Here is a 13010-nt window from a genome sequence, read left to right on the forward strand (position 1 = left end):
TAAACACAATCAATTGATTGCTATCGTTCCGCCTTGAATCTTTTGCGCTTTCTCCGCTTGTGAAGTGACATATTTCGCTTTCGTCGTGATTCGCCCATCACGACCACTGTAACGCGTTTCTGTTTCTCCACTTTTAACAATCAATTCTTGCTCGGTTTCAATGACCATCTTTTTCGCTCTCAAAACCAACTCATCGGATTCATCAAGAATAGAAAAGAGAATGTCGGTAACAAGAGGTAAACTCAAATCAGCATTCAAAAACTCAATTCGACAACTCAAATGATTATCGATGGCCAACTGCAATTCAGACCGCCTAAAAGCTCGTCCTAACCTTGCTGTAATGGGTTGTTGAAAAGGGTTACCTTCAAAATCAATCCGGACACTGTCCGATGATTCATTGACCGATATAATCGTTCCAAAACGCGAAAAGCAAGCCATTCGTTCGGCTTGCTGTTCTGTGATGGTTTCTGTAATAAAGATTTTGTTTTCCATCATTAGTTAATCGCTACTTTGCCACCTTTCACTATCACTTTGTCGCTGCCTTCAATTGTGATTGCAGAACCGGTGAGTTTGATTGAGCCATCACTATTCATCACGAGAGACGAACCACCGGCTTTCAAAACGATCTTATCGCCGCTGATAATTTGTGTCGCCCCATCAGCTTTGTAAGAGGTATTGCCTTTAACCGACACGGTCAAATTACCCCCTACGTTTTGGTTATCATCTGCACCGATATCTGAGCTTTTTGATGCACCAACGGTTAAGTTACTATTTTCACCAACGTCTATGTCATCATTTTTACCAATCTTAGTGGTGCGATTGTCGCCAATATCCAGTTCGGAATTATTCTTTACATGCTGAGTTTCATTGGCGTTGTAAGTAACCGACACATCCTTCTCTACCGTTTCGGTGAAGGTGCTGTTTACTTGCGTTGTTTTGTGCCCCTCTATCGTTTCTTTGTGATCGCCGCGAACATCATTCGTCTGGTGACGCGCTACTGTTAAGAATTCGTCTTGGCCAATATCGCGGTAGCGATTATTCAGCACCTTCGTCGACATATCCTTTTGCGCGTGGATATAGACCTCTTCCTGGTTTGCTTCATCCTCAAAGCTCAACTCGTTATAGCCCGTACCTTTGTGAGTCTGAGTACGGAACGTGGTACGCGTTTTATTCTCAGGTAATGAGTATGGGGGAAAGTGCAAACCGTTATAAACCGCCCCCGTCACCAAAGGCCTATCTGGGTCACCCTCAAGGAAAGTAACGACAACTTCATGACCAATTCTCGGAAGGTAGACAGCGCCCCATGTGGGCGCAGCCATCGACTGGCTTACACGAATCCAACAGCTTGAATGTTCGTCATTCTCGCCGTATCTATCCCAGTGAAATTGAACCTTTATTCGGCCCAACTTATCGGTGTAAAGTTCTTCACCAGCAGGACCAACTACAACGGCAGTTTGTGGGCCATCAACAACAGGAGCGACTAACTTGGGCGCTCTATATTCGACGCTACGTGGAATACAAGAAAACTGATTATGATAAGTGGTCGGCATACCACTCGTTTCATCTTCGTGAACTTGAGGATCATGCCCATTGTGCGTGACTGCCAACATAATGTAATCACGATTGATTTCAGAGCGTGGATGCTCACTAATGCTAAAGCTGTACCCAGAAGCAAAACGCATCACATCGCTACTGGCTTCTACTTGGTGATTGCCAACAACATATTCAGACATCCATTCATTGGTTCTTACCTGCCCCATTACGGGGTCCACATAACGTCCAGGATAATCGAATTGCTTAAGGTCTTGATCAAGATCACCCGTACTGGTCATTTGCTGAGGGATCTTTGGTTGTTCGTAGTTGTAGTCGGTATAGGTCACTTGACCAGTTCTGACCCTGTTGACCAACTCTAGATCAGTAATGTGCTCACGATCAGCCACACCACCACCATCAGAATGATAAACAATAGGCCCTAAGTAAGACGCATTAAGTAGCGTGCTATTCAATGGCGCGATCGCATCATTGCTATCAACAATCACCATAGTGTGATTTGAGTCAGTATGGTCAAAGTAGTACCACATACCATGTTCAGCCATCATGCGCTGTACGAAATGAAGATCCGTTTCGCGATATTGGAGCACATATTCTTTAGGCGGATACATACCCGAAAGTTCGAAGCGGTAATCTGTCACTGCACCATCATCAAGCACTTCGCTAATGATGTCAGAAGCTGATTTTTGCTGAAAAATTCTGCAATCTTGACGTTGCGATAAAAACCAAGCTTGTGGCACAAGCATCAATTGATATCTTGAAAAACGGCGACCAGAACCAAGATAGCGAACTTCATTGACGACGCCATTAAAGCAGCGTCCGGCACTCACACCCTGACCATACAGAGTCAGCGTACCTGCTTGGCGAATTAAAGAATCAAATGAGATATCAGGATCAAGTGAAAGTAATGAGAGACTGATGCAAAAAGGCTTAGAGAGTTCTTCAATAACCTGAAAGCTCTCGACCCGAAATTCATGCCCACATCCAGGCACTTCAAATTTAAATTCTACGTCACTCACCATATCTTTCACCTGATACAAATAATGGAACTAGGGCCAACAAAAGTTGGCCCTGAATCTTTACGCAAAAAGCAATTATGCTTCGCGTGGAGCACGCCAGTCGTCGTTACCCGCTGTACCACAGTTTTCGTGAGTTACTTCAATTGCACGGTAAGTAAGCTTTAGAACTTCTTCTACAACACGGTCAGCAGTTGCTGCGTCTTGGCAGTGGTTCATACGAGTTTGGATATCTACTAGAAGCGCATCAATAAGTTTGATTGAGTAATAATGCTCTTGCTTGCCTTGTACAGAAGTACGGTAAAAGCGAATCACACACTCAGGCAGTTTCTCACCAGAAACAAGCGCATTGAATAATAGTGGAGACGAACGGTCTTGAACTTTAGTTACAATAACAGGGCGGTGTACACGCTGACCTGTTGGCTGACCACTTTGTGGGTCACGAGGAACAGTGAGAACGTGATCCAGTTCTTGAACTAGGAATTCGTCAACGTGAGCTTCTTGCCATGTATTACCTACAGAGTCTGCAGTGTAAGTATCTTTAGTAATATGACCTTGAGTTTCGCCTTTGATTGACATATATGCTGGAGTTGGCATCTATATTTCCTTTTTATATCTAATTGTTTAATAACCAAATCGCTTATCACCGCGACAACCTACTATATACAAACTCCGTGCCAACTTTTAAATCATAATAAAAACATCAGCTTACAGTCAATCAATGATAACTAATAATTTACCAAGTACAACTTATTGTATAAAAAACCAAGAAGTTAGGTTTTTATCTTAATAAATTGTTTCTCGTCTATAAAGTCAAAATGACCATTTTGAAACGTAAAAATAAAGTCAATAACACTGCCACTTTAGCCATTTAAACCATAAACTAATTCACAATAACAACCCTATCATTAATATCTCAAGCAATGACACTAAACGCGGTTTCAATTTAACCAATAAATCGTAGTGAAAATATCATAAAAAAAAATTAGATTTTCAATTTCAGTATAATAGGCATCACATTCTTTTCTCTAACCAATAATCAACCCATGATAAACATTAATCTTTCTTCATTAATTCAGCGTCTCCATCCTATTGCAAAAATCGCATTAGAAGATGCCGCGGCACTTGCCGTTTCTGAAAAAGCGAACGAAGTTCAAATCGAACATTATTTATTGAGTCTTTTAGAAAGGCCAAATAGTGATTTTGACGTCTTATTAAGTCATTTTGACTGTTCTGAACATTTACTGAGACAATCTATCCGCTCTACCCTAGATAGAAATACAACGGGCAATGGTAGCAAGCCCGTATTTTCAGCTTTATTGATCGAATGGCTGCAAGAAAGTTGGCTTGTATCATCTCTAGACCTTTCAGAAACAACAATCCGGTCAGGAGCCCTGCTTCTTACTCTTGTTAGTAACCCTCTTCGCTATGGACAGCATGGCTACGCTTCTATTTTAGGAAGCATTAATCCGGACAGCCTGAAACGTAATTTCGCCGAGTTGACCAGCCATTCACTGGAAGCTCAGGTGGCGACATCAGAAAAAACGCAAGCACGCGAAGACGGCTCAGCGCTTAGCCAATTTACAACCGACTTTACTGGCAAAGCACGTAACGGCGAAATTGACCCTGTCTTCTGCCGTGATCAAGAAATCCGTCAAATTGTTAACATTCTCGCTCGTCGTCGTAAAAACAACCCTATTGCAGTCGGTGAGCCAGGGGTCGGTAAAACAGCTGTTGTAGAAGGGTTAGCGCTTAAAATTGTTCAAGGTGATGTGCCAGACAACCTAAAAGGTGTCGAGCTTTACGGTTTGGATATGGGACTGCTACAGGCAGGCGCAAGTGTTAAAGGTGAATTTGAAAAACGCCTTAATGCCGTATTAGATGAAGTAAAAAATTCACCGACACCCATTATCCTTTTCATTGATGAAGCGCATACCCTTGTCGGTGGTGGTAACCAAGCTGGCGGTAGCGATGCTGCCAACCTGCTCAAACCAGCGCTAGCACGTGGCGAAGTCAAAACCATCGCAGCGACAACTTGGTCAGAATATAAAAAATACTTTGAAAAAGATCCTGCGCTGGCACGTCGATTCCAACTCGTGAAATTAGACGAGCCATCACCAGAACAAGCAGCGCTAATCATCCGCGGCCTCCGTCCGGCTTATGAAAAATCACACAATGTATATGTGCGCGATGATGCAATCACTGCCGCAGCAGCCCTTTCCGCGCGTTACATTTCAGGTCGTCAACTTCCGGATAAAGCCATCGACGTACTTGATACTGCCTGTGCTCGTGTAAATATAAGCCTAAATGCAGCTCCAGCATCTGTAGAAACGCTACAACAAAAACTGGCAGCTCAGCAACGTGAACTCGAAGCATTAGATCGCGACGCCCGTCAACAGACTGGTGACAAACACAGCTTATCAACCATTCCAGACCTTAAATTAGCGATGGAAGACACAAAAGCAGAACTCGCAGAACTGACAGAACAGTGGCAAGAAGAAAAAACACAAATTGAAGAAATGATTGCGCTACGTTCTCGCTTGCATCAACTTGTTTCAAGCGAAGAGGTAGAAGCTTGTTCTGATAACGATGGTGAAAAAGAGGTTTCACCGTACGCTGAAATGAACGAAGAAAGCGTGCGTATTGCGATTTCAGCTTGCCAAGAAAAACTAGACACCATTCGTGGCGGCAACCCGCTGGTTCACTTTGAAGTTGGCCCGGACGAAGTCAGTCATGTTATCTCTGACTGGACTGGTATTCCTATGGGGAAAATGCTTCAAGACGAAGCTGAAACCACATTGAAACTCAAAGAGAGCCTCACTAAGAGCATAAAAGGTCAAGAATTTGCAATCGATGCATTGTCTGAAGGCATCCAAACGACAAAAGCAGGATTAGGAAACCCTGACGCACCAACGGGCGTATATCTGCTTGTAGGGCCCAGTGGTGTAGGTAAAACTGAAACCGCTCGCGCGATTGCTGACCAAATGTTTGGTGGCGAACGCTTCATGACAACCATCAACATGTCTGAATTCCAAGAGAAACATACGGTTTCTCGCCTCATTGGTTCACCTCCAGGTTATGTTGGTTACGGTGAAGGCGGCATGCTGACAGAAGCAGTACGTCAGCGTCCTTACTCTGTGGTTCTGCTCGATGAAGTCGAAAAAGCCGATCCTGAAGTACTCAATCTGTTCTATCAAGTGTTTGATAAAGGAACATTAAACGACGGTGAAGGCCGTACTATAGACTTCAAAAACACCCTAATCATCATGACCAGTAACCTTGCAACGCATGAAATTGAATCTCTCGTGCAGCAAGTAAAAGACATTGATGCCAACAGTGTTGCTGACGCTATTCGTCCGACATTGAACCAGCACTTCAAGCCAGCATTGTTAGCCCGAATCTCAGTACTGCCGTTCTTGCCGCTTTCAGACGAAGCAATGACAGACATTATCCACCACAAACTGAACAAGGTCTCTCAGCGCCTACAGAATCACCATAAACTGACTCTACGTTACGAAGACAGTTTGGTTGAATTTGTACTGGGTAACTGCCGTCTAGCTGAGACGGGGGCACGTAACATTGATGCGGTGATCAACCGCCAATTACTGCCTCAGTTATCAACTCAGCTACTTGTACACGGGAAAGACGATTCACACACGCAAATTGAAGTATCTGTCAATGAGCAAGGAACACTAACCTATGCGTTCAGCTAACCATAGCGAGCTCAGTAACGCACTACTTGCGATCAGCCAATCATTGGCTGATCGCAGTCAGTTGACGCAAAGCCTCGATGCCGTATTAACTGCGGCAAGGCAAATGACGTTTGCCAAACATGGTATCATCTACGTGCTTGACCAAACGGGGCAAGCACTGATACCAAGCACCGCGCACCACAATAACAAAGCGATTATCACCCACCCATGGGAACCGCTTCAGTTGGATTCTGCCAGTGAGACAGACCCATTCAACTTTGCGATTCATAATGGCGAAGTGGTATTAATCAATGAGCTGTACAAATACAATGGCTATGACTGTGAAAGCATTTACCAAACCGAGCAAGCTCTCGGTCTAAAAAGTGACAACTTATTGGCGTGGCCACTCATTGATAACGACAATAAAACCATTGGCTTACTGGTACTGCTCGATCTCAGTGTCATCGATAATGAAACAGCCCTGACCGAGTTTTGTCGCATGGCGGCTAGTCACATTCGCCAAGCCGTTTGGCTAGAACAATATGGCCAAGTCATTAAAAATTTGAGTGCCGACAACCAAGCATTAGTTCGAGAAAACACCCAACTCAAAAAGCGAACACAGAAAGCCTACCAAGGCCCTATCGCTGAAAGCGAAGATATGCTCAATGTCTTAAATCGGCTTGATAAGGTGCTTTCATTGCCTGTCGACGTATTACTGCGCGGAGAAACGGGCTCTGGTAAGGAAGTTATCGCTAAATACATCCATGAAAACTCAAACCGTTCAGACCAAGCGCTCATTGTGCAAAACTGTGCCGCCATTCCAGAGCAATTACTGGAATCTGAACTATTTGGTCATAAAAAAGGATCGTTTACTGGCGCAGATAAAGATAAAGTCGGTCTCTTTGAAGCGGCCAATGGCGGCACGCTTTTCTTAGATGAAATTGGCGATATGCCCTTGTTGCTGCAAGCTAAGCTCTTGCGTGTACTTCAGGAACGTAAATTTCGTCCAGTTGGTGCGACCACAGAAATCAACGTGGATGTCCGTGTTATCGCCGCGACACACTGTAACCTGATGCAGCAAATCAAGGATGGCGGTTTTAGGGCGGATTTGTTCTACCGCCTGAACGTTTTCCCTATCACACTGCCTCCTCTGAGAGCGAGACAAGCGGATATCATTCCGCTGGCCGAGCACTTTGTTACTCACACAACAAACATGCTCGGGTTGCCTCAGTCTCCGGGTTTAAGCGCCAATGTAAGAAAGCAGCTTCTCGCCTACTCTTATCCGGGTAATGTCCGTGAATTAAAAAACATAATTGAGCGTTCGGTTCTTCTATCAGATTTTGAAACCATCACTCATATCGAGTTTGGTGACCAAATCCCTGAAGATGTTCAAGTCAGTGAATACGTACACCCGTCTCCTGTGCCCACAAGACAATCATCAGCCCCAGTCTCCGAGGGGGATGATGATCAATCCATGGGATTAAAAGAAGTAGTAAGCCAATACGAACGCACTGTGATTCTAGATTGCTTAAACGCATGCCATTGGCACACTAAACGCGTAGCAGAACAGCTCTCTCTACCGCTGAGTACGCTTAATCATAAGATGAAGAAATACGATATCTCTGCGGCAGGGTAAGTGTTATTTGGCTTACCTTTAGGGTGCGTTATTGTACGTTTAAGAGAAAAAACCGCCTGCTTTGAGGCGGTTTTCCTTTGTTATTGACTGGTATCAAGCAACCATTCTCTGAGCATTTTTACCCGCTGTTCAGAAAGTGCGACATCCTCAGATGATATGTACTCTTTCATCTCTGGTTTTGCTTTGATCCAATTTTCTAACCGAGATACTTCGTGCTTTAATTTATTGGTTGAATAACTGTGAACATCCTGATCATAATAACCCGTAGCACTAGCCGTATAGGCACGTACGTGTTTAAATTCCTGCTTGTCCATCTCATACCATGTTCTATTGAATTGAATTTCTGCATTGGTAAATAGCGTCGGCTCAGAAACATCGATTTTACTTACTGGTAATTCTGATGAAGAAACCGTTAATCCAAGCCCTTTCTTACCCTCTATATCGACCCAAATTAACGGTTCCATTCCCTTTTGCGATATAAATGGGCGCAAACCAGCAACTTTCTTGCCCGTCACATTAAGATACTCTAATGGAACTTCCATCGCATAAAGATCAGTATCAACGGGTTCATCAATCAAGCTAGGGAAACTCATTTCCTTAACGATGAGATCATCAACAAGTTCTACGATATTTTTTTCAAGGAATTGAGTAAGTACAAAGAAGTCTTCAATAACGGGTTTGGCACTAAATCCAACCTGTCTTTTCTTTGTATCAACGCTAATCTTACCCAAAGGATATAAGTGCTTCTTTTCGGTAATATCGATTTTATACTTATGCTGGGTATCATTTCCTTTGAGTACCACATCTACCGGGATTTGGTGCATTTCAAAACCGCCTGCTTTGAGGCGAGTATCTGCATCATCCACCGCTTTAGTACTAACCAAAATTAATAATTTGCTCGCATGTGCAGAGGTATCATAGCGTGGGCTTTTTTTCGTCCACCCCAACGCTTCCATCATATGGTTATATTCATCGCCCGGAATCAAAGATTGAACGCTTGGATCATGAATAAAGAGGGTCGCATTACTGTTAGAAAACAACTCTGGATAACCAACCGATTTCTGCGCTTTACGGGCCAAAAAGCTTTTCTCATAGAAGACGGAATGCTTTTCCCTGGTCATCGCCAGGGTAAAAATAAACGCGTGGTCAGTGCTAATCTCATCTCGTTGACCATTCTCATTTTTGAATCTGAACTTACGTCGATAAGTCAGTTTTTTTTCTGAACGTTTTATCCCCGGCACGCCAACTTCAAGCATATAACGCATATCATATTGCGCATTTTCTTGCTCATCGGGTGTTCCAAACACTGACTTCCACTCTTTGCTGCCGTAATCGTCAGCAATAGGTTTGATACCATTGAGAATATTGCACCCAAAGTAATACGTTGGGCTAATAACAACACCATAGAGTGCCGTGTTTTTTTCCAGTAGATTTTTGCTTGATAAGAACTTTTTCTCTGTATCTATCAGTGATTCAGGTGCGATTTCATGCACATACTCGGTCGTGTAAGAACCAATATCGTCAAACACTTTGTTTTGTCTTATTGGTCTCACGCCAATCGGAACAAGATTAAGTGTATTTTCGTCATTGAAAGTACGTAAGTTTTTGTCTTTCATATCAAGTATAATGAGAACGCGAACGGGCATTGTTGGCCATATTACCTCATCGGCATTAACCAATTGCTCAATCGTTTGCCAACGCCCTTCTACCTTCACCGACACCAAATGTTCAGCAAAGATCTTACTATCAAGCTTACTTAAATCTGGCGTCTTCAAAAAAGACTTAAGTTGGTTCAAACTGGGATCAGCCAAAACATGTACAGGGCAATATTTCTGATAAGGCCGAGCTTGCTCAAGCGATGTTTTACCTGTCTGCGACTGCTTGACACGATAATACACATAGCTCGATATCGCAGAGAAACTCAGTAGGCTTTCTGCACCACTGCGATCAATATTTTTTGTTTCTAGCCAAGCTTCATCAAGGTGAAATGACGGTAACCAACTGCCCCCAATATCCCAATTGTCATTGAGAATGTACGTACAAATATAACCACCAATATCAAGATCGCTTTGGCTGGGCGTCATATTGGAAACGGCATTGTATTCTGAAATAAAATAGGACGATTTAACTTGTGCATCCAGCAGAAGTAACCGCAACAAGCCATTCAGTGCAATGGCTCGTTTTATGTACGCTTTACCTAGCACACTTAATTCGTTAAATGAAGCGACATCACGATACAGTAACGCTTGACCAACCACATCAAATTCCGAAAACATTTTCTGTTTTGTTTTGTAATCTGCCAATTTTTTTTGCAGAATTTGTTCCGCGACAGCCAACGTGGAGGTGAGTGTCGTTCCAGACCAGTAAATACCATAAGCGATGGCGGCTGATGGGCCGAGTAATGGTGCGGCAAACCCAAGTGCTATATCGAACGCTTGCCCAGCAAAGCTCCATAGATCATTATGTACCTTGAGCTCTGCTGATACGGCTTTTTGACGATTCTTTTCAAGCGCCAACAACCAACTTCGGCACACCGGATAGTCAAACGCGGTATTAAGATGAAATTTCATTTCGGCACGACGACTCATTTGCCGATTCTTTTTATCATTACCTGAAAATTCGCCCTTACCAAGCGCTATAATTCGATTATCCCACCTACTTGCGTCTGAACCTAACTGTCGCATAATCGCTGACTTCAGTGACAACGCACGCCTCTCTGAAAGGCGTAAGTTGTATTCTAGAGAGCCGATATCACAGGTATAACCCTCAATGCTCAATGTCATTTCTGATTGAGTCTTACTCAGATAGCTCGCCACCTTAGAAATTAAACTCAGATCAGACGTTGAGAGTGTGTCTTCCGCACTGTCAAAGTCAAAAAACAGCGTTAGGTAACTGGCTTCACCTTCTTTTGCTTTTTGTTTGACTGACATTGGCTTACCGTTGAGTAATACCTTATGACGGACGCTTTCATCAGCAAAGGCTTTAAGTAACGCTTGTTTATGTTCAGCTTCTGCATCTAACAATGTTTGTCGATCCGCTTCTTCACTCAGCGATAACGTAGAAATTAGCGATTGCGTTTTCTGACCATAGTCGATCGACTTTTCAATATAGGCCTTAAATGCGGCTTCAGAATTTTGAACGCCACTGTAAATGTCCAGTCCACTCGAGACAAGCTGCGCATAACCAAATGGCTTATCTAACCCAAATTCAATCGCTTTAGCCAATGGTTTTAATGGTATGAGAATCTTATCATCTACCTTGTGCCAGAACTGTCTTAATGCCGGAGGGATAGTGAAGAGTTTGGGCAGATTCTCTCCCACCTCATCGCTCCATCTAAACGCCGCGACAAGGTTAGCCACTGGTTCTAGCGCACCTTTTGCGGGCGGCTCCAATTCCTGGGCAAATGTAATAAAGCTTTTCGCATTCGCATCAATGCCCACCGCCAATGTTAAGGCTTTATACGCATCACCTGCATCCTCCTCGTTCAAACCCGCACTGAAGGCCTTGTGAACGGTGGTCATACTTAACGGGTCCATCACTCCGGAGGCCGAGGCTTCGATCAATCCTTTGTATGTACCCAGCGTATTTAAGATGTTGATCGATGGCTGAGCCCCTGGCGCGGCTTTATTTTCACTGGTGTATGGCTGATTTTTACTCCAATCCACCCAGCCTTTAAACGTCTCCGGAGCATGCTGGAACAGAGCCTCTTCCACCGAGATAGGGTCCCCTGAAACCAACACACTGCGCCCGGCGATCGAGTAAATAGGTAAGTGCAGCACCTGCTCAGACAGTGAGTAACGATTTCCGGGAACACCAAGCTTAGCTATCGACGCTAATGCTTTTTTAGCCACCTTCGGTTCATCAGCCCAATAATATTCAATACTGTTCAAATCAATATCAAAACGCACTAACTGTTTTATTTGATCATCGTTATCTAAGTGGCCGCCTGTAATCCAAAACGTTGCAACGTATTGTGTTATTTTCTTCGCTTTATCTGTATTTTCATCTTGATTAGCAATGTCAAAATAATCTACATGCCTCACTCGGCTGATGATCTTATCTGTATATTCACGAGCATCACCCTTGATGATTAAGTTTTCTGGCTGCCCCGACAACGTAACCTCTGCCCCTTCAAAATAGTCGGCCGAAAAAAACAGGTTAATCGTCCATACTTGAGGAATGCGAACAAAATGAAAATCGTGGGTATAATTACCGCTGTAAAGTTGATTATAAAGCCGTTGGTAAGCGCCTATTTTATGGAGGGGTTCCGCCGCTGCCTCTTCTTTATGGCGGAGTACCGCCTCTGCCTCTTCGGCATTGTTGATAAAGAATTTCGCTAAATCTGGGTCCAAAAAACGTCTGAGAGACTTATCCTTGGTTCGGTCTTCATTAATTATATTGTTTTTGATCGTGGTAATATCAACTTCGTTAAGTTGTCTGCTTTCAGCTCGTTTATCAACAATTTTCTTCAGCTCCGTCGTCCACTTGGTGTTTTGAGACATCACTGCAGCAGGAATGAGGTAAGGCGGTATGTAAATCGGCTTTAGCGTGTCTTTATTCATAGAGAGTAACAAGGGTGATGACGCTAACGAATATGTCTGCCCTTCTAATTCATTGACCGACTGAATCTGACTATTCCAGGCTTGTAGACGACCGGCTGAATCACTAAAATACAGTGGCAATCCATTCTGACTCTTACTGTCATCTACCCCCTCACCCACACTCAACTCTGGCAAAGTAAGCGCAAAGCCTGGCAATGGGTAGAGGCCATTGCCGTCAATCGCTTTTCCATCCGGGCCAACCAGTTGTCCCATCAGATACACGGATTTTTTTTCGATTTTCGCTCTAGCCATTGTTACGCGCCTCTAAAACCGCCTTCGCTTTTTCTAGATCGCGGTAACTCGGCAACGGGTATAATGCATCACTCCATTTTTCCGTTGCACTGTGTTCAAGAACATAACGGCTAAAACCAAAGCCATAACCAGATTTAGACACGTAATTACTGCCTTTCATCGCATGATATGTGTATGTCATTTCAACGGTTGGGCTATTCGCGGTTGGCTTTTCTAGTGCTCGGTAAATGGTTTTTTGATCAGGTCCAGTGAACCACATATC

The 13010-nt window shown here is 43.7% G+C and carries 5 protein-coding genes and 3 pseudogenes; 3 read left to right on the forward strand and 5 right to left on the reverse strand.

Translation table 11 applies throughout. The features are described from left to right. Positions 1-9 precede the first annotated feature (9 nt). The 3 genes from L4D12_RS23270 to L4D12_RS23280 form a co-directional block, all read right to left on the reverse strand. Complete coding sequence (locus tag L4D12_RS23270) at positions 10-495, reverse strand: hypothetical protein (RefSeq protein ID WP_428450217.1); 486 nt, start codon at positions 493-495, stop codon at positions 10-12. Continuing rightward, positions 495-2573: a type VI secretion system Vgr family protein gene (locus L4D12_RS23275; RefSeq protein WP_428450218.1), complete on the reverse strand. Its 2079-nt coding sequence runs from the start codon at positions 2571-2573 to the stop codon at positions 495-497. Before L4D12_RS23275 ends, L4D12_RS23270 begins: the two co-directional genes overlap by 1 nt. A 72-nt stretch (positions 2574-2645) precedes the next feature. After that, on the reverse strand, positions 2646-3164 hold the full coding sequence (locus L4D12_RS23280; protein WP_428450219.1) for an Hcp family type VI secretion system effector: 519 nt from the start codon (positions 3162-3164) through the stop codon (positions 2646-2648). Between the two features lie 449 nt (positions 3165-3613). Between L4D12_RS23280 and tssH the strand changes: the two genes are divergently transcribed. The 3 genes and pseudogenes from tssH to L4D12_RS23295 form a co-directional block, all read left to right on the forward strand. Then, positions 3614-6280 (forward strand): type VI secretion system ATPase TssH, encoded by a 2667-nt coding sequence (tssH, locus tag L4D12_RS23285; protein ID WP_428450220.1) that lies wholly within the window; start codon positions 3614-3616, stop codon positions 6278-6280. Then, positions 6267-7653 (forward strand): annotated as a pseudogene (locus L4D12_RS23290) (sigma-54 interaction domain-containing protein); the annotation flags it as partial. The gene tssH and the pseudogene L4D12_RS23290, both read left to right, overlap by 14 nt. Before the next feature lie 80 nt (positions 7654-7733). Then, a pseudogene (locus tag L4D12_RS23295) lies at positions 7734-7895 on the forward strand (helix-turn-helix domain-containing protein); the annotation flags it as partial. 80 nt (positions 7896-7975) lie between these two features. Here L4D12_RS23295 and L4D12_RS23300 read toward each other — a convergent pair. Next, entirely contained in the window at positions 7976-12748 is a 4773-nt protein-coding gene (locus tag L4D12_RS23300) for an OmpA family protein (RefSeq protein ID WP_428450221.1), read from the reverse strand. Beyond that, positions 12741-13010: pseudogene (locus tag L4D12_RS23305) on the reverse strand (hypothetical protein); the annotation flags it as partial. The gene L4D12_RS23300 and the pseudogene L4D12_RS23305, both read right to left, overlap by 8 nt.

This window comes from Photobacterium nomapromontoriensis (assembly GCF_050336815.1).
Lineage (GTDB): Bacteria > Pseudomonadota > Gammaproteobacteria > Enterobacterales > Vibrionaceae > Photobacterium > Photobacterium nomapromontoriensis.

What these genes read in the sequence shown, in the direction of transcription:
- L4D12_RS23270 (WP_428450217.1), bottom strand. Translation starts at nt 495, where the DNA reads ATGATGGAAAACAAAATCTTTATTACAGAAACCATCACAGAACAGCAA.
- L4D12_RS23275 (WP_428450218.1), bottom strand. Translation starts at nt 2,573, where the DNA reads ATGGTGAGTGACGTAGAATTTAAATTTGAAGTGCCTGGATGTGGGCAT.
- L4D12_RS23280 (WP_428450219.1), bottom strand. Translation starts at nt 3,164, where the DNA reads ATGCCAACTCCAGCATATATGTCAATCAAAGGCGAAACTCAAGGTCAT.
- tssH (WP_428450220.1), top strand. Translation starts at nt 3,614, where the DNA reads ATGATAAACATTAATCTTTCTTCATTAATTCAGCGTCTCCATCCTATT.
- L4D12_RS23300 (WP_428450221.1), bottom strand. Translation starts at nt 12,748, where the DNA reads ATGGCTAGAGCGAAAATCGAAAAAAAATCCGTGTATCTGATGGGACAA.